Consider the following 15,572-nt stretch of genomic DNA (forward strand, 5'->3'; position numbering starts at 1 on the left):
GACCGAGGAGCCCGAGATGACGGCACAGGTACTCGACGGCGTCGCGACGGCGACGGCGGTCAAGACGGAGATCGCGGAGCGGGTCGCCGCTCTGCGCGAGCGGGGCGTCGTGCCCGGGCTCGGAACGCTGCTGGTGGGGGACGATCCCGCCTCCCGCTCGTACGTCGCGGGCAAGCACCGCGACTGCGCGGAGGTCGGGATCGAGTCGATCCGCGTGGACCTCCCCGCGACCGCGTCGGCGGACGACATCCGCGCCGCCATCCGGCAGCTCAACGACTCGGAGGCCGTGACCGGGTACATCATCCAGCTCCCGCTGCCGAAGGGCATCGACGAGAACGCGATGCTCGAGCTCATGGATCCGGACAAGGACGCCGACGGCCTGCACCCCACCAACCTCGGCCGCCTGGTTCTCGGCGTCGAGGGCGAGCTGGACAGCCCGCTGCCCTGCACGCCGAACGGGATCGTCGAGATGCTGCAGCGCCACGGCATCCCGACCTCGGGCCGGCATGTCGTCGTCGTGGGCCGCGGGCTCACCGTCGGCCGTCCGCTCGGGCTCCTGCTCACGCGGAAGGGCCTCGACGCCACCGTGACCCTCACCCACTCCCGCACGGCCGATCTCGCCGCGGAGGTGCGCCGCGCCGACATCGTGGTGGCCGCCGTGGGCGTGCCCGGGCTCATCCGCGCCGACTGGGTGAAGCCCGGCGCCGCCGTGCTCGACGTGGGCATCACGCGGGTCGAGAACCCGGAGACGGGCCGCGCGAAGCTGACCGGCGACGTCGCACCGGAGGCGGCGGAGGTCGCGGGCTGGCTGTCGCCCGTGCCCGGCGGAGTCGGCCCGATGACGCGCGCGATGCTCATCCACAACGTGGTGACGGCGGCCGAGCGCGCCCTGCGCTGACCGGTCCCGCGCCACAGGACCCGCGCCGGACCGCGCTCGGGGGCGACGTCCAGTCGCCTGCCGGTAGCGTGGCCCGGCGCTCTCGCGTCCCCCACCCCGTCGGACACGTCCTCGGAGCGCGCCCCGCCCCACGAGGAGAACCCATGCTCACCGTCACCGCCTACGCCGCCCCCTCCGCGACCGAGCCGCTCGTCCCCACCACCATCGAGCGCCGCGACGTCGGACCGCACGACGTGCTCATCGAGATCGCCTACTCCGGCATCTGCCACTCCGACATCCACACCGTCCGCGGCGACTGGGGACCGGTGGCGTACCCGCTGACCGTCGGCCACGAGATCGTCGGCGTCGTCGCCGAGGTCGGCTCCGAGGTCACCAAGCACTCCGTCGGCGACCGCGTCGGCGTCGGCTGCATGGTGAACTCCTGCCGCGAGTGCGAGAACTGCCTCGCGGGCGAGGAGCAGTACTGCCTGAAGGGCAACACCGGCACCTACGCCTCCGTCGACCGCGACGGCACCATCACCCAGGGCGGCTACTCCACGCACGTCGTCGTCGTCGAGGACTTCGTGCTCCGCGTGCCGGAGTCGATCCCCTACGAGGCCGCCGCTCCGCTGCTGTGCGCGGGCATCACGACCTACTCGCCGCTCTCGCACTGGGAGGCGGGCCCCGGCAAGCGCGTGGCCGTCGTCGGCCTCGGCGGGCTCGGCCACATGGCCGTCAAGTTCGCGCACGCGATGGGCGCCGAGGTCACCGTGCTCTCGCAGACCCTCAGCAAGAAGGAGGACGGCCTCCGCCTGGGCGCCGACCACTACTACGCGACGCGCGACGAGGCGACCTTCACCGATCTCGCGAACACCTTCGACCTGATCGTCAACACGGTCAGCGCGCCCCTCGACCTCGACGCCTACCTGGGGCTCCTGCGCCGCAACGGCACGATGGTGAACGTGGGCGCTCCGGCCGAGGCGCTGCCGCTGCACGTCTTCACGCTCTTCGGCGCCCGTCGCTCCTTCGCGGGCTCGGGCATCGGCGGCATCCGCGAGACCCAGGAGATGCTCGACTTCTGCGCCGAGAAGGGCATCGCGAGCGAGGTCGAGGTCGTCTCGGCGTCGCAGATCAACGAGGCCTACGAGCGCGTCCTCGCCTCGGACGTCCGCTACCGCTTCGTGATCGACGCCTCCACGTTCGAGAAGTGAGGGCGGCCGGGGCGCTAGCCTCGGCGGCATGAGCGAACGGAGCCACCCGGCCGTCGACCGCGTCCTCGCCGACCTCGACCGGCACGGCGTGCACCCGACCGTGCGCTGGCTCGATTCGGCCGCGTCGACGGCGGCACTGGCGGCCGAGGCGCTGGGCGTCGACGTCGGCCAGATCGCCAACTCGCTCGTGTTCCTGATCGACGGTGCGCCGCTGCTGGTCCTGACCAGCGGCGGCCACCGCGTCGACACCGCCTGGCTGGGCGTGCAGCTGGGCGGATCGATCACCCGGGCGCCGGCCGCGGAGGTGAAGTCCGCGACGGGCCAGACGATCGGCGGGATCGCGCCGGTGGGCCATCCCGCGCCGCTGCGCATCGTGGTCGACACGGCCCTCGCCGCCTACGACGTGGTCTGGGCTGCGGCCGGGCACGCGCACACCGTCTACCCGACGAGCTTCGCCGAGCTGGTTCGGGTCACCGGGGGAGAAGGGCGCGCCGTCGTTCCGCCGGATCCGGCGCCGTAGCGGCTGGACGAGGAACGCCCCCTGCGACGCGAGGTCGCAGGGGGCGTCGACGGAAGCAGAGGTCAGAGCACCCGACCCGCGCCGTCGGCGGCCGTGACCAGGAAGAGCTCCGGAGTCGTGAAGCCCTTCTCGGCGAAGGCGGCGAGGACCGCGGCGCGGACCTCCTCCTCCTTCTCCACCGGGGTGAGGGCGATCGCGGAGCCGCCGAAGCCGCCGCCGGTCATCCGGGCGCCGATCGCTCCGGCGCCGCGCGCCGCCTCGACGGCGGTGTCGAGCTCGGGCACCGAGATCTCGAAGTCGTCGCGGAGGGAGACGTGGCCGGCGTCGAGCAGATCGCCGATCGCCCGGGGACCGTGCTCGCGCAGGGTGCGGACGGTCTCGAGCACGCGGACGTCCTCGGTCACGACGTGCTTCACGCGCCGGTAGGTGACGTCGTCGAGGAGCTCCTGGGCGCGCGGCAGGTCGTCGACCGTCAGCTCGCGGAGCGACGGCACGCCGAGGGTCGCGGCGCCGAGCTCGCAGGAGGCGCGCCGCTCGGCGTAGCCGCCGGTGGCGTGCGCGTGCTCGACGCGCGTGTCGACGACGAGCAGGACGAGGCCGGCCTCCTCGAAGCCGAGGGGGACGACCTCGGTGTCGAGGCTGCGGCAGTCCAGGAACACCGCGGCGTCGCGCTTCCCGAAGAGGGAGGCGGACTCGTCCATGATCCCGGTGGGGGCGCCGACCGCGACGTTCTCGGCGCGACGGCCGACGCGGGCCATCGTCGCGCGGTCGAAGCCGAGGTCCCAGAGCTCGTCGAGGGCGACGGCCATCGCGCACATCAGCGCCGCCGAGCTCGAGAGCCCCGCGCCGACCGGCACGTCGGAGTCGACGTACGCGTCGAAGCCCGAGCGGGAGCCCAGGTCGACGCCGTACTCGGTGAGCGCCCAGACCACGCCGAGCGGGTAGGCCGACCAGCCGGTCACGGCGCCGGGGCCGAGCTCGTCGAGAGCGACCTCGACCACCTCGGGGGAGAAGGCGCTGCTGATCCGGATCAGGCGGTCCTCCCTCGGAGCGACGGCCATCGCCGTGGCGCGGTCGATCGCGAAGGGGAAGACGAAGCCGTCGTTGTAGTCGGTGTGCTCGCCGATCAGGTTCACGCGGCCGGGGCCGGCCCAGACGCCCGCGGCGGGGCGGCCGAAGGTGCGCTCGAAGGCGGCGGCCGCGCTCTCGGCGACGGCGGTCAGGGATGCGGGAGCGGCGGTCATCGGTTCTCCTCGGCGATGTCGGCGGCGGTGGTGGCGGGAGTGGCGGCGCCGCCGGGAAGCGAGTCGTCGCTGTGCGCGGCGACCGGCAGCGCCGCGTCGGGGCGCTGTGCGATCCCGGCCTCGAGCACGGCCGCTTCGGCCCGCTCGATCGCCGCGCGCAGGGCCGCGGCGCTCGTCTCGGGGGCGATGTCGCCGATCCAGGCGCCCATCGCGGCCTCGCTCCCCGCGAGGTACTTGAGCTTCGTCTCGGCGCGGCGGGGCGAGGTGATCTGGAGCATCAGGCGCACCTCGTCGCGGCGCTCGTGCACCGGGGCCTGGTGCCAGGCGGCGATGTAGGGCGTCGGGGTGTCGTAGAGGGCGTCGATGCCGCGGAGCAGGCGCTGGTACATCACAGCCAGCTCGTCGCGCTCCTCCGGGGTCGTCGCCGCCAGGTCCGGGACGTGGCGGTGCGGCAGGAGGTGCACCTCGACGGGCCAGCGCGCGGCGAACGGCACGAACGCGGTGAAGTGCTCGCCGCGGAGTAGGACGCGCTCGCCGGCCTGCTCGAAGGCGAGGACGTCGGCGAACATCGACGGCCCGTAGCTGTCGAGCGAGGCGAGCAGGCGGGTCGTGCGCGGCGTGACGTAGGGGTAGGAGTAGATCTGCCCGTGGGGATGGTGCAGCGTGACGCCGATCGCCTCGCCGCGGTTCTCGAACGGGAAGACCTGCTGCACGCCGGGAAGGGCCGAGAGGGCGCCCACGCGGTCGGCCCAGGCCTCGACCACGGTCCGGGCGCGGGAGGCGCTGAGCGTGGCGAACGAGCCCTCGTGCTCGGGGCTGAAGCAGACGACCTCGCAGCGGCCGACGCTGGTCAGCGTCCGGCCGAGCCCGAGAGTGCGCAAGTCCTCCAGGGAGGCGGGCGCGTCCGCGTCCTCGAGGAGCGGGCCGAAGGAGGGGGAGCGGTTCTCGAAGACGGCGACGTCGTAGCGGCTGGGCACCTCCGACGGGTTCGTCGGCGACGCCGGGGCGAGCGGATCGAGCTCGGCCGGCGGCAGGAACACGCGGTTCTGGCGCGACGCGGCGATGGAGACCCACTCGCCGGTCAGCACGTCCTGGCGCATCCGCGCGGTGGCAGGGCGGGGGTCGAGGTGGCGGGCGTCGGCGGCGCGCTCCGGGGGGAGGGTCGTGTCGGCGTCGTCGAAGTAGAGGAGCTCGCGGCCGTCGGCCAGCGTGTGCGGGCGCTTGACGACGCCGGCGGAGAGGGTGATCGCTTCGTTCATGGCAGGAGTCAGACTAGGGCCGCACCTTCGAAAAGGAAAGCTCGTTTTCGCTTTGACAAGTCCACTCGACCGCGGGCACGATGGGCGGATGAGGACGGACGGCGAGCAGGAGTCCACGTCGGCGATCGAGCGCCGGCTGCGGCTGCGCCTGGCCGCCGAGAGCTCGGGCTTCGTCGGGGTCGCCCCGATGGCCGACATGCTCGGGGTCTCGGTCGTCACCGTCCGCTCCGATCTCGCCCTGCTCGCGAGCGAGGGCGTCCTCCAGCGGGTGCGCGGCGGGGCGATCCCGGCGCCGAGACCCACCGGCGAGCGCTCGCTCGAGGAGGGCCTGAGCGCCGCCTCCGACGAGAAGGCCGCGATCGGCGAGGAGGCCGCCGCCTCCGTCTCCTCCGGGCAGAGCATCGTGCTCGACGTGGGTACCACCCCGCTCGCCATCGCGCACGCGCTCGTGGCGCGGGAGGAGCTGCGCGACGTCACGGTGATCACGAACGGCCTCTCCACGGCGCTGGCGCTCGAGCCGGCCATCCCGCGCTTCACGGTCGTCGTCACCGGGGGCACTCTGCGGCCGCTGCAGCACTCGCTGGTCGAGCCGCTCGCGTCCGAGCTGCTCGAGCGGATCCGCGCCGACATCGCCTTCATCGGCTGCACCGGCGTGCACCCCGAGGCCGGCGTCACCAACGTCAACCTCCCGGAGGCGACCCTGAAGCGCCGGATGCTGCAGGCGGCGACCCGCCGGGTCGTGGTCGCGGACTCCTCGAAGCTCGGAGTGGTCGACCTCGGCCGGGTCGCCGCTCCCGACGAGTTCGACCGTCTGCTCACGGGGGCGGGCGCCGCCGACGGACTCGTCGCCGCTCTGGAGGAGGCGGGGCTCGCGGTCACCCGCTGCCGGGCGCTCGGCGAGCGCGTCAGTCCGTAGGATCGAGGAATGGCCGACTTCACCCCCGCCCCCGCCACCGGGCGCCAGTTCTCGCTCGACCTCACCGCCGAGGGACGCACCCTGCACGCCGTCGTGACGGAGGTGGCCGCAGCGTTGCGCCACCTCTCGGTCGACGGAGTGGAGATCACCGCCTCCTACCCGGAGAGCACCGTTCCGCCGTTCGGCTCGGGCATCGTCCTGATGCCCTGGCCCAACCGCGTGAAGGACGGGCGCTGGCACCACCGCGGCGAGACGCTCCAGCTCGCGATCACCGAGCCGAAGTACCACAACGCCATCCACGGCCTGCTGGTGAGCACCCCGTACCGCCTCGTCGACCAGGGCCCGTCCTTCGTCGAGCTGGCCGCGCCGGTCGTGCCGCAGGCGGGCTACCCGTTCCACCTCGAGACCTCGGTCCGCTACGAGCTGCAGGCCGACGGGCTGAAGGTCGTCCACCGCGTCGTCAACGTCGGCGCCGACGAGGCACCCGTCGCCATCGGCACGCACCCCTTCCTCGCCATCGGCGACGTCCCGACCGACGAGCTCGAGATCACCGTCGACGCGGCGGTGCACATCGAGGTCGACGAGCGCCTCAACCCCACCGTGCAGAACCCGGTCGAGGGCACCGAGTGGGACCTCCGCTCCGGCCGCCGCATCGGCGACCTCGAGCTCGACGACGCCTGGGCCGACGTCCGGATGGTCGACGGCGAGAGCGTGCACGGCCTCCGCGCCGCGGACGGCCGCCGCGTGCTCCTCTGGGCCGACGCCTCGCACAACTTCATCCAGGTCTTCATCACCCGGATCTTCCCCGACGGCGACGACGTGAAGACCGCGATCGCCGTGGAGCCGATGACCGCTCCCGCCGAGGCGTTCAACAGCGGGCAGGGCCTGCGCTGGCTCGAGCCGGGCGAGGAGTGGACCGTCGCGTGGGGCATCCGCCACGAGGGGTTCCCCACCGCGTCATGACCACCCTCGCGGCGGTCGGGCGCGACGACGAGGCCAAGCGCGTCGCTCTCGTCCGGATGAAGCGGCTCGCCACGGGCCTGCTCGTGGTGATGGCCGTCGTCTTCGCCGTGTCGTTCGCCCTGCAGGAGCGCTACCCGTGGCTGCAGTGGGTCCGGGCCGCGAGCGAGGGCGGGATGGTCGGCGCGCTCGCCGACTGGTTCGCCGTGACCGCGCTGTTCCGGCGGCCGCTGGGCCTGCCGATCCCGCACACCGCGATCATCCCGACCAAGAAGGACGAGATCGGCGCGAGCCTCGCGCAGTTCGTCGAGGAGAACTTCCTCCGCGGCGCCATCGTGCGCGAGAAGCTCGACTCCTTCGGGATCGCCCGGCGGGCGGGGCTGTGGCTCGCCGAGCCGGAGAACGCGCACCGGGTCGGCGGCGAGAGCGCCGCGGCCGTCCGCTCGGCGATCGCCCTGCTGGACGACTCCGACGTGCAGCGCGTGATCGAGGCGCTGGCACGGCGCCACCTCCTCGACCCGCAGTGGGGCCCGCCGCTGGGCTCGCTGGTGGGAAGCGTGGTCGAGGCGGGCCACCACCGGCGCCTCGTGGACACGCTGGTGGAGCAGGCGGAGGCGTGGCTGACCGCGAACCCGCAGAGCTTCACCCGCATGGTCAGCGGCCGCCTGCCGAGCTGGCTGCCCTCCGCGGTCAGCCGAGCGGTGGACGAGCGGCTGTACCGCGAGGCGCTCGTCTTCGTCGCCGCGGTGCGCGAGGACCAGGTGCACCCGTTCCGGATCGCGATCGACGGCTACCTCGCCACGCTGGCGCAGGATCTGGGCACAGACCCCGACCTGATCGCCCGGGTCGAGGAGATCAAGAACCGCGCCTTCGACAGCCCGCGCGTCCGCGAGCTCGCCGGGGACGCCTGGGAGGCGACGAAGGCCTCCCTCCTCGGCGCGATGGACGACCCGTCGAGCCCCCTCCGCGGCAGCATCGAGTCGATCGTGGTCGATCTGGGCCGCCGGCTCTCGACCGACGCCGGTCTCGCGGCGACCGTCGACTCCTGGATCGGATCGGTCGCGGCCAACCTGGTCGACCGCTACCGCACCGACATCGCCAGCATCATCGGCGACACCATCCACCGCTGGGACCCGCGTGAGACGTCCGAGAAGCTCGAGCTGCAGGTCGGGAAGGACCTCCAGTTCATCCGGATCAACGGCACCGTCGTGGGCTCCCTGGCCGGGCTGGTCATCTTCACCGTCGCGCACGCGCTGCTCGGCTCGTGAAGCGGGGCGCCCGGGCCCGCTCCGCAAGCCCTCGTCGGCGTCGGTGGTCGGGCGTACGGTCGCACCATGAGCGATGACAACACCACCGATCCCGATGTCAAGACCGAGGGCGACGTCCTCGGCGCCCGTGCCGACGACGGCAGCGACACCAGCGCCAGCAAGGACCCGTCCGACTGGGTCACCGGCGACGAGCCGATGACCGGCCCGCAGCGCAGCTACCTCGACACCCTCGCGCGCGAGGCGGGCGAGACCCTGCCCGCCGACCTCACCAAGGCCCAGGCCTCCGAGCACATCGACCGCCTGCAGTCCTCCACGGGCCGTGGCGACGGCAGCAACGGGCACGACTGATCCCGCCGGGGCGCCCCGGGGCTGAGCATCAGTCCCCGTCGGCGCCCCCGTCCGGGGCGCGCACACCGCGCCCCGGCGTCCCTAGGGTTCCGTCATGGCGATCTCCCGCACCACGCGCAACGCCCTCGACCTCATCGACGCGATCCGGATCCCCGGCCGCATCGATCCCCGTCTGGCCCGGCAGGTGACCCTGTCCCTCCGCCAGCTCCTCGAATCCGGAGCCTTCGGCCCGAGCGAGCGGCTCCTCCGCCGCCGCGCGAGGAGGCTCCGCTCCCGCACCCGCGAAGCGGCCGCGTTCCGGCAGACGCGCCCGGCCGGCTGCACCGTCCACCCCTGAGCCTGCTGAACGGAGCCGCTCCGCTGTGACCGGCGACGGGACAGACACCGTCCGCGCGGTCGTCTAGAGTTCCTGGCATCCGGTCCGCCGGATGCCCGCCGCAGTCTCCCGGCCGGTCGACAACGGAGTCGTCCCGGTGCGGGTCATCCCCCCGTTCGCGCGTCGAACGTTCCGCTGGTTCCAGCACCCCGCTCCCTCCTCGAGAAGGGACTCCCGCGATGACGACCCGCGTCTCGCACACCGCGACCACTGTCCGCCTCGTCCGCTGGTACCGGATCGACTCCGACTGGCTCTCGGAGGTCGTCACCGGCCGCCTGCTCGAGCACCAGGACGGCCGCTGGCGCCTGCTCGTCGGCGAGAAGGTCCGTGACTACCCGGACGAGGTGTGGTCGCTCTGCCACGAGTGACGCCGTCGCGGAGCACCGCGGCCCGGACGAGGCGTCAGAGGTAGAGGTAGTACGTCTTCGCGCAGTCCGTCGAGCAGAACGGGTTACGGCGGCGGGCCGGCCGGACGCGGCACGCCTCGCACAGCCGAGGCCGGCGCAGGAGGACGCGGAGGACGGTCAGCACCTCTGCACGGTAGTGCGGCGACCTGGCTGCGCCCTGGCACTGTCCGGAAAGCGCGACCAGGCGGTCGAGTGGTGGGCCCCGTCGGGCTCGAACCGACGACCCGCGGATTAAAAGTCCGCTGCTCTGCCAACTGAGCTAGAGGCCCGCGCGCTCCAGGGTAGCGGGCCGTCGACGCCCCCGGAGCAGGTGCGGCCCGGAGCAGGTGCGGCCCGGAGCAGGTGCGGCCCGTAGCGCGGACGATCCCGGAGCGGACCGCGTCCTCCGCGCGGGCATACCCGCCCAGCCGCGGGCGTTACCCTCCTCGAACCCCCTACGGAGCGCGAGCGCGAGAGCGTCCGCGCGCACGACCGCGGAAGGCGGCCCCATGACAGACGGCTTCCACAAGCCGACCAAGTTCCCCTCCCACGTCTTCGAGGCGTTCCAGGGAGGAGAGGACCCGGCGCAGATCAGCCGTGTCGCCCACGAGACCGCGATCGCGCTGCTGAGCCGTGTCCGGAACGACCCCGACCCGGTGGTCATCGACCGCCTGGTCGAGTACACCGACCACAACGGCATCGACGCGCTCGCCGAGCTCTGGGCGCGCTCCAGCGCGGCGAGCCTGCCGGGCGCCCTCTGGCGGATCTACCTGCTGCGGCTGGTCATCCGGCAGGACCCGGAGAGCACGAGCTTCCTCTACCAGCGCGGAGTCGAGCTGTCCGCCACGATCGACCCGGTGGTCGCCGGAGCCAGCACTCCCACGGGGCCGGCCGAGATCACCGAGCTGGCCGACCGGATCCTCCGCGGCGTCTTCGACGGCGACTTCGCGGTGGCACTGGACCGCGCCGCGGCGTTCTGCCGCGTGAGCGCCTCCGGAGCCGTCTCGGTCGCCGACGACGTGGAGCCGGTGAACCCCGCCCGGGCGAGCAAGCTGACCACCCGCGCCCTGCGCCTCTCGACCACCGCGGCCGAGCTCGTGAGCTGCGCGCGGCTGTGGCGGAGCGACTCCCTGGAGTGACGCGCAACCCGCGTTCACCCATTGCGAACGCCGCTCGCCGCCACCGCGGAGGCCTTTGGTAGACTGGCGGAAGCCGGATCGCAGTAACCCCGGGCTCCACTTATAGCCGCTTCGAGCGGCCTCGCGCCGAGAGGCGTTCCTGCGGTCCGGCCCCTTCTCTGCTCGCATCGAGGCCACGGTGCGCGAGGCGAGGGCCCAGGAGGAGTCGATCCTCGCCCGAGTCCCCACAGACAGGCGCCAGCGGAATGAAGAACAGCAGAGCTCTCCGGATCGGCGCGCGCGTCTGGGCGGGGACGGGGCTGCTGGTCGTCGCCGCCCTCTACCTCCTCGCCGCGCCGAGCGTCGACGACGCGGAGGGCGCCCAGTTCGCCGCGGGGGTCTCGCTCTCGCAGGGCACGGTGATGCGCGTCCTCGCGGTCCTCGACGTGCTCGCCGGGCTCTGGGTCCTCATCCGCCCGCGCAGCTATCCGGGCATCACCGCTGCGGCGGTGGCCGTGATCTCGCTCTGGCTGGCCCCCCGGCTGGGCGACCCCGCGCTCGTGCCGATCGGCACGTTGGCGCTGGATGTCCGATTCGTGACGCACCCGATCGAGGTGTCGGTCGTCGTTGCAGGCCTGGCCGTGACAGCCTTCTGGATGACGCGGAATCTTTCAGCCCGGGCGCGGGCGAGGCGGGGCTGATGACGGACGACACCACAGCGGAGGCGGCTGTCCTCCTCGAGCGCATCGCCGGGGGAGAGCAGGCCGCGTTCGCCGCGCTCTACGACCAGATGGCCGGCCGGGTCCTCGGCCTGATCATCCGCGTCCTCGTCGACCGCTCCCAGTCCGAGGAGGTGGCCCAGGAGGTCTTCCTCGAGATCTGGCAAACCGCTGGGCGTTTCGCTCCGAATAAAGGAAGCGCGACGACCTGGATCCTCACGATGGCACACCGCAGGGCCATCGACAGGGTCCGCGCGGCTCAAGCCGGCCGTGATCGGGACATGCGCATCGGAATCCGAGACCTCGGACGCGACTACGACCAGGTCTCCGAGCAGGCGGAGGTGTCCCTCGAGCACGAGAAGGTCGCGGCCGCCATGGGCCGCCTGACGGAACTGCAGCGGCAGGCGCTGCAGCTCGCTTACTACGGCGGATACTCGCACAGCGAGATCGCGGGGATCCTGCAGTGCCCCGTGGGAACCGTCAAGACACGCCTGCGTGACGGAATGATCAGACTTCGAGAAGAGATGGGGGTGGCCCTGTGAACGATGTGCGACTCCCCGACGGGATGGACGACCCGCGCAATCTCGCGGCGGGTCACGCACTGGGCATCCTGACGCCCGAGGAGCAGGAGCGCTACGAGCGCTTCCTCTCCGAGCACCCGGAGGCGCGCGGCGAGGCCGACGCGTTCGCCGAGGTGGCGGAGGCGCTGGTCGCCGACGCACCCGCCGTGGAGCCCTCGCCGGGCTTCAAGGCCGACCTGATGGCGCTCATCGCCACCACTCCGCAGCTGCCGCTGGAGGAGCCCGACGAGGACCACGAGGCGCCCGCCGCGCCCCGTCTGGTCCCCGTCGCCTCCGAGGGCGAGCGGAGCGGTCCGACGGCTCGCCGGGACGGTGGCGGCAGCGCCGCGAACCGCGCACGGAGCCGCTGGTTCGCCCGCCCCGCGGTCTACCTCTCGGCGGCCGCGGCCGCCGCGGTGATCGTGGTCGGCGGAGTGACCCTTCGGCCGCTGCTCTCGTCCGGCCCCGGCCAGACGCAGCAGCAGACGGCTCTGGAGCAGATCCGCAGCGCCCCCGACGCGCAGGAGACGACCGGCACGGTCGCCACCGGCGAGCAGGCGACGCTGGTCTGGTCGAGCTCGCTCGGCCGCTCCGCCCTCGTGGTGGACGACCTGGCGCCGCTGCCGGAGGACAAGACCTACGAGCTCTGGTACATCGGCTCATCCGGTCCGGTCGCCGCAGGGACGTTCGACGGGGGAGAGGGCAGCACCGTGGCCCCGCTCGAGGGGAGCCTGACCGAGGGCGGAGTCGTCGCCGTGACGGTCGAGGACGCCGGCGGCTCGCCGACTCCGACCACCGATCCGATACTGGCGATCGACATCGCCTGACGGCCCGAGCACGAGAAGAGCCGCACTCCCATGACGGAGTGCGGCTCTTCTCGTTCCCGGAGGGAACGCGGTGGAACGAGAGCGAGCCGCGACCCCGGAGGGACGCGGCTCGCTCTCGTCTGCGGCGGATCAGCCGAAGCGGCCCGAGACGTAGTCCTCGGTCGCCTGGACGGACGGCCGCGAGAACATCGTCGCGGTGTCGTCGTACTCGATGAGCTTGCCCGGCTTGCCGGTGCCCGCGATGTTGAAGAACGCGGTGCGGTCCGAGACGCGCGAGGCCTGCTGCATGTTGTGGGTCACGATGACGATCGTGTAGTCGTTCTTGAGCTCCTCGATGAGGTCCTCGATCGCGAGGGTCGAGATCGGGTCGAGGGCGGAGCAGGGCTCGTCCATCAGGAGGACGTCGGGGGAGACGGCGATCGCGCGGGCGATGCACAGACGCTGCTGCTGGCCGCCGGAGAGACCGGAGCCCGGCTTGTCGAGGCGGTCCTTCACCTCGTTCCAGAGGTTCGCGCCCTGGAGCGAGCGCTCGACGAGCGCGTCCGCGTCCGACTTCGAGATGCGGCGGTTGTTGAGCTTCACGCCGGCCAGCACGTTGTCCCGGATGGACATCGTCGGGAACGGGTTGGGGCGCTGGAAGACCATGCCCACCTGCCGGCGGACCTGCACCGGGTCGACGCCCGGGCCGTACAGGTTGTTGCCGTCGATCAGGACCTCGCCCTCGACGTGCGCGCCGGGGATGACCTCGTGCATGCGGTTGAGCGTGCGGAGGAAGGTCGACTTGCCGCAGCCGGACGGGCCGATGAAGGCGGTGACCGTGCGGGGCTCGATGGCGAGCGAGACGCCCTCCACCGCGAGGAACTGGCTGTAGTAGACGTTGAGGTCGTTGACCTCGATGCGCTTGGACATTGCTTCCTTCGGGGATTCCGGCCGGAGCCGAGTGGTGGGTGTCAGCGGCCGAGCTTGGGGGCGAAGATCTTCGCGATCAGGCGGGCGACCAGGTTCAGCGCCATGACGATCAGGATGAGGGCCAGCGCGCCGGTCCAGGCCCTGTTGAGGAACGCCTCGGCGTCGGGGCCCTGGTTCGCGTACTGCGTGTAGACGAAGACCGGGAGGGTCATCATCCGCTCGCTGAAGAGGTCGTAGTTCATCGACGCGGTGAAGCCGGCGACGATGAGCAGCGGGGCGGTCTCGCCGATGACGCGGGCGATCGCGAGGGTGATGCCCGTCGTGATGCCGGCGATGGAGGTCGGCAGCACGATCTTGACGATGGTCAGCCACTTCGGCACGCCGAGGGCGTAGGACGCCTCGCGCAGCTCGTTCGGGACCAGCTTCAGCATCTCCTCCGACGAGCGGACGACCACGGGGATCATCAGCACGGCGAGGGCGATCGAGCCGGCGAAGCCCATCCGGACGCCGGGGCCGAGGAGCAGCGCGAAGAGCGCGTAGGCGAACAGGCCCGCGACGATGGAGGGGATGCCCGTCATCACGTCGACGAAGAAGGTGATCGCCCGGGCGAGGTGGCCGCGGCCGTACTCGACGAGGTAGATCGAGGTGAGCAGGCCGATCGGCACCGAGATCAGCGCGGCCATGGCCGTGATCTCGAGCGTGCCGATGATCGCGTGGAGGGCGCCGCCGCCCGCGTCGATGACGTTGCGCATCGACGAGGAGAAGAAGAGCGGATCGAACCGCGCGACTCCGTTGGAGACGACCGTGTAGAGCAGGGAGATCAGCGGGAGCAGCGCGATGATGAACGCGGTCGCGACCAGCGAGGTCACGAGGCGGTCGACAGCCTTGCGGCCGCCCTCGACCAGGCGCGAGACCACGTAGATGGCGACGTCGAAGAGGACGGTGCCCCAGAAGATCGCGCCGACGAGGCTGAAGTCGTTCATCATGCCGGCCGCCTGGAGGATCAGGAAGACGGCGGCGAACACGACCCAGCTGCCGACGAGCAGCATCCAGGGGGTGCCCTTGGGCAGCTTGCCCGCCTGCAGCGAGAAGGGCATCGACGAGGTGGCGGCGGACATCAGTTGGCTCCCGAGAAGGCCTTGCGGCGGTTGACGATGAACCGCGCGACCGAGTTCACGACGAGGGTGATGACGAAGAGGATGAGGCCCGAGGCGACGAGGACGTTGACGCCGACTCCGCTCGCCTCCGGGAACTGCAGCGCGATGTTCGCGGCGATGGTGTTCGAGTTCTGCGAGGTGAGCAGGAGGAAGGAGACGACCGTCGCGGGCGAGAGCACCATCGCGACGGCGAGCGTCTCGCCGAGGGCCCGGCCGAGGCCGAGCATGGCGGCCGAGACGATGCCCGGGGCGCCGAAGGGCAGGACGGCCATGCGGATCATCTCCCAGCGGGTCGCGCCGAGCGCGAGCGCCGCCTCCTCGTGCAGGCGCGGGGCCTGGAGGAAGATCTCGCGGCAGACCGCGGTGATGATCGGGATGACCATGACGGCCAGCACCACCGAGGCGGTGAGGATCGTCTTGCCGGTGCCCGACGCCTGGCCGCCGAAGAGCGGGAACCAGCCGATGTTCACGTTGAGGAAGAGGTAGAAGGGCTGCACCATCGGCGCCAGCACGGTCGCGCCCCAGAGGCCGAAGACCACCGAGGGGACGGCGGCGAGGAGGTCGACCACGTAGCCGAGGGCCATCGCGATGCGGCGCGGCGCGTAGTGCGAGATGAAGAGGGCGATCGCGATCGAGAGCGGCAGGGCGATCACCAGGGCGATCACCGCCGACCAGACCGTGCCGAACACCAGGGGGCCGACGTAGGCCCAGAAGCTCGTCGCGTCGCCGGGGAGGCTGCCGGCCGGCGCGGTGAACGCGGGGATCGACTGCGCGATGAGGAAGATCGCGACGGCGGCGAGGACGAGGAGGATGAGGGAGCCGGCGGCGACGGTCGAGATCGAGAAGACCCGATCTCCGACACGCACCTTCGCCTTCGGGCGGACGACGGTCTCAGTTGCCATTCCAGGGGACTCTCT

The 15,572-nt window shown here is 72.1% G+C and carries 19 protein-coding genes and 1 tRNA gene; 13 read left to right on the forward strand and 7 right to left on the reverse strand.

Translation table 11 applies throughout. From position 1 onward, the window contains the following. The first annotated feature begins 16 nt into the window (after nt 1-16). The 3 genes from C5C54_RS07340 (at nt 17) to C5C54_RS07350 (ending at nt 2,608) form a co-directional block, all read left to right on the forward strand. Complete coding sequence (locus C5C54_RS07340; protein ID WP_104247702.1) at nt 17-898, forward strand: bifunctional methylenetetrahydrofolate dehydrogenase/methenyltetrahydrofolate cyclohydrolase; 882 nt, start codon at nt 17-19, stop codon at nt 896-898. Nucleotides 899-1,041: 143 nt separating this feature from the next. Further along, entirely contained in the window at nt 1,042-2,088 is a 1,047-nt protein-coding gene (locus C5C54_RS07345; RefSeq protein ID WP_104233905.1) for an NAD(P)-dependent alcohol dehydrogenase, read from the forward strand. A 28-nt stretch (nt 2,089-2,116) separates the two neighbouring features. Then, on the forward strand, nt 2,117-2,608 hold the full coding sequence (locus C5C54_RS07350) for a YbaK/EbsC family protein (RefSeq protein ID WP_104288067.1): 492 nt from the start codon (nt 2,117-2,119) through the stop codon (nt 2,606-2,608). Between the two features lie 62 nt (nt 2,609-2,670). Here C5C54_RS07350 and galK read toward each other — a convergent pair whose 3' ends face one another. Both galK and galT read right to left on the reverse strand, forming a co-directional pair. Beyond that, on the reverse strand, nt 2,671-3,852 hold the full coding sequence (gene galK / locus C5C54_RS07355; RefSeq protein ID WP_104224719.1) for a galactokinase: 1,182 nt from the start codon (nt 3,850-3,852) through the stop codon (nt 2,671-2,673). After that, a complete protein-coding gene (gene galT / locus C5C54_RS07360) occupies nt 3,849-5,111 on the reverse strand; it encodes a galactose-1-phosphate uridylyltransferase (protein ID WP_104263068.1) in 1,263 nt (420 codons plus the stop codon). The genes galK and galT overlap by 4 nt, the downstream gene beginning before the upstream one ends. An 88-nt stretch (nt 5,112-5,199) precedes the next feature. Between galT and C5C54_RS07365 the strand changes: the two genes are divergently transcribed. From C5C54_RS07365 to C5C54_RS07390, 6 genes are all read left to right on the forward strand, one after another. Beyond that, nucleotides 5,200-6,027 (forward strand): DeoR/GlpR family DNA-binding transcription regulator, encoded by an 828-nt coding sequence (locus C5C54_RS07365; RefSeq protein ID WP_104288068.1) that lies wholly within the window; start codon nt 5,200-5,202, stop codon nt 6,025-6,027. A 9-nt stretch (nt 6,028-6,036) separates the two neighbouring features. Next, a complete protein-coding gene (locus tag C5C54_RS07370; RefSeq protein WP_104263066.1) occupies nt 6,037-6,990 on the forward strand; it encodes an aldose 1-epimerase family protein in 954 nt (317 codons plus the stop codon). Continuing rightward, complete coding sequence (locus C5C54_RS07375; RefSeq protein ID WP_104224715.1) at nt 6,987-8,255, forward strand: DUF445 domain-containing protein; 1,269 nt, start codon at nt 6,987-6,989, stop codon at nt 8,253-8,255. Before C5C54_RS07370 ends, C5C54_RS07375 begins: the two co-directional genes overlap by 4 nt. Nucleotides 8,256-8,321: 66 nt before the next feature. Continuing rightward, on the forward strand, nt 8,322-8,603 hold the full coding sequence (locus C5C54_RS07380; RefSeq protein WP_104224714.1) for a DUF3072 domain-containing protein: 282 nt from the start codon (nt 8,322-8,324) through the stop codon (nt 8,601-8,603). Between the two features lie 94 nt (nt 8,604-8,697). Continuing rightward, complete coding sequence (locus C5C54_RS07385) at nt 8,698-8,940, forward strand: hypothetical protein (protein WP_104273395.1); 243 nt, start codon at nt 8,698-8,700, stop codon at nt 8,938-8,940. A gap of 218 nt (nt 8,941-9,158) precedes the next feature. Next, entirely contained in the window at nt 9,159-9,347 is a 189-nt protein-coding gene (locus C5C54_RS07390) for a hypothetical protein (RefSeq protein WP_104224712.1), read from the forward strand. Nucleotides 9,348-9,381: 34 nt separating this feature from the next. Here the strand turns inward: C5C54_RS07390 and C5C54_RS18275 are convergent, their stop codons facing one another. Further along, nucleotides 9,382-9,510 carry a hypothetical protein gene (locus C5C54_RS18275; RefSeq protein ID WP_258063260.1) on the reverse strand — a complete coding sequence of 43 codons (129 nt, stop codon included), beginning with the start codon at nt 9,508-9,510 and terminating at the stop codon, nt 9,382-9,384. Nucleotides 9,511-9,579: 69 nt separating this feature from the next. Continuing rightward, nucleotides 9,580-9,655, reverse strand: a tRNA-Lys gene (locus C5C54_RS07395). 219 nt (nt 9,656-9,874) lie between these two features. On the opposite strand from C5C54_RS07395, the gene C5C54_RS07400 reads away from it, so the two are divergent. The 4 genes from C5C54_RS07400 (at nt 9,875) to C5C54_RS07415 (ending at nt 12,589) form a co-directional block, all read left to right on the forward strand. After that, complete coding sequence (locus C5C54_RS07400) at nt 9,875-10,504, forward strand: DNA-directed RNA polymerase subunit beta (protein WP_104288069.1); 630 nt, start codon at nt 9,875-9,877, stop codon at nt 10,502-10,504. Between the two features lie 245 nt (nt 10,505-10,749). Next, the gene (locus C5C54_RS07405; RefSeq protein WP_104227272.1) at nt 10,750-11,184 is read left to right on the forward strand and encodes a hypothetical protein; all 435 of its coding nucleotides are present in this window, start codon (nt 10,750-10,752) and stop codon (nt 11,182-11,184) included. Beyond that, on the forward strand, nt 11,184-11,744 hold the full coding sequence (gene sigK, locus C5C54_RS07410) for an ECF RNA polymerase sigma factor SigK (RefSeq protein ID WP_104224709.1): 561 nt from the start codon (nt 11,184-11,186) through the stop codon (nt 11,742-11,744). The genes C5C54_RS07405 and sigK overlap by 1 nt, the downstream gene beginning before the upstream one ends. Continuing rightward, nucleotides 11,741-12,589, forward strand: a complete 849-nt coding sequence (locus C5C54_RS07415) for an anti-sigma factor domain-containing protein (RefSeq protein WP_146078807.1) — start codon at nt 11,741-11,743, stop codon at nt 12,587-12,589. Before sigK ends, C5C54_RS07415 begins: the two co-directional genes overlap by 4 nt. 129 nt (nt 12,590-12,718) lie before the next feature. Here C5C54_RS07415 and pstB read toward each other — a convergent pair whose 3' ends face one another. From pstB to pstC, 3 genes are read right to left on the reverse strand one after another with little or no spacing between them, the layout of a single operon-like run. Next, on the reverse strand, nt 12,719-13,498 hold the full coding sequence (gene pstB / locus C5C54_RS07420) for a phosphate ABC transporter ATP-binding protein PstB (protein WP_104224707.1): 780 nt from the start codon (nt 13,496-13,498) through the stop codon (nt 12,719-12,721). Between the two features lie 41 nt (nt 13,499-13,539). Then, on the reverse strand, nt 13,540-14,616 hold the full coding sequence (pstA, locus tag C5C54_RS07425; RefSeq protein WP_104224706.1) for a phosphate ABC transporter permease PstA: 1,077 nt from the start codon (nt 14,614-14,616) through the stop codon (nt 13,540-13,542). Beyond that, nucleotides 14,616-15,557 (reverse strand): phosphate ABC transporter permease subunit PstC, encoded by a 942-nt coding sequence (pstC, locus tag C5C54_RS07430; RefSeq protein WP_104227270.1) that lies wholly within the window; start codon nt 15,555-15,557, stop codon nt 14,616-14,618. The genes pstA and pstC overlap by 1 nt, the downstream gene beginning before the upstream one ends. Nucleotides 15,558-15,572 lie beyond the last annotated feature (15 nt).

Origin of the sequence: Rathayibacter sp. AY1F2 (assembly GCF_002930885.1) — a bacterium.
Taxonomy (GTDB): domain Bacteria; phylum Actinomycetota; class Actinomycetes; order Actinomycetales; family Microbacteriaceae; genus Rathayibacter.

Coding starts and splice junctions, on each gene's coding strand:
- C5C54_RS07340 (WP_104247702.1), top strand. CDS start 17: ATGACGGCACAGGTACTCGACGGCGTCGCGACGGCGACGGCGGTCAAG.
- C5C54_RS07345 (WP_104233905.1), top strand. CDS start 1,042: ATGCTCACCGTCACCGCCTACGCCGCCCCCTCCGCGACCGAGCCGCTC.
- C5C54_RS07350 (WP_104288067.1), top strand. CDS start 2,117: ATGAGCGAACGGAGCCACCCGGCCGTCGACCGCGTCCTCGCCGACCTC.
- galK (WP_104224719.1), bottom strand. CDS start 3,852: ATGACCGCCGCTCCCGCATCCCTGACCGCCGTCGCCGAGAGCGCGGCC.
- galT (WP_104263068.1), bottom strand. CDS start 5,111: ATGAACGAAGCGATCACCCTCTCCGCCGGCGTCGTCAAGCGCCCGCAC.
- C5C54_RS07365 (WP_104288068.1), top strand. CDS start 5,200: ATGAGGACGGACGGCGAGCAGGAGTCCACGTCGGCGATCGAGCGCCGG.
- C5C54_RS07370 (WP_104263066.1), top strand. CDS start 6,037: ATGGCCGACTTCACCCCCGCCCCCGCCACCGGGCGCCAGTTCTCGCTC.
- C5C54_RS07375 (WP_104224715.1), top strand. CDS start 6,987: ATGACCACCCTCGCGGCGGTCGGGCGCGACGACGAGGCCAAGCGCGTC.
- C5C54_RS07380 (WP_104224714.1), top strand. CDS start 8,322: ATGAGCGATGACAACACCACCGATCCCGATGTCAAGACCGAGGGCGAC.
- C5C54_RS07385 (WP_104273395.1), top strand. CDS start 8,698: ATGGCGATCTCCCGCACCACGCGCAACGCCCTCGACCTCATCGACGCG.
- C5C54_RS07390 (WP_104224712.1), top strand. CDS start 9,159: ATGACGACCCGCGTCTCGCACACCGCGACCACTGTCCGCCTCGTCCGC.
- C5C54_RS07400 (WP_104288069.1), top strand. CDS start 9,875: ATGACAGACGGCTTCCACAAGCCGACCAAGTTCCCCTCCCACGTCTTC.
- C5C54_RS07405 (WP_104227272.1), top strand. CDS start 10,750: ATGAAGAACAGCAGAGCTCTCCGGATCGGCGCGCGCGTCTGGGCGGGG.
- sigK (WP_104224709.1), top strand. CDS start 11,184: ATGACGGACGACACCACAGCGGAGGCGGCTGTCCTCCTCGAGCGCATC.
- pstB (WP_104224707.1), bottom strand. CDS start 13,498: ATGTCCAAGCGCATCGAGGTCAACGACCTCAACGTCTACTACAGCCAG.
- pstA (WP_104224706.1), bottom strand. CDS start 14,616: ATGTCCGCCGCCACCTCGTCGATGCCCTTCTCGCTGCAGGCGGGCAAG.
- pstC (WP_104227270.1), bottom strand. CDS start 15,557: ATGGCAACTGAGACCGTCGTCCGCCCGAAGGCGAAGGTGCGTGTCGGA.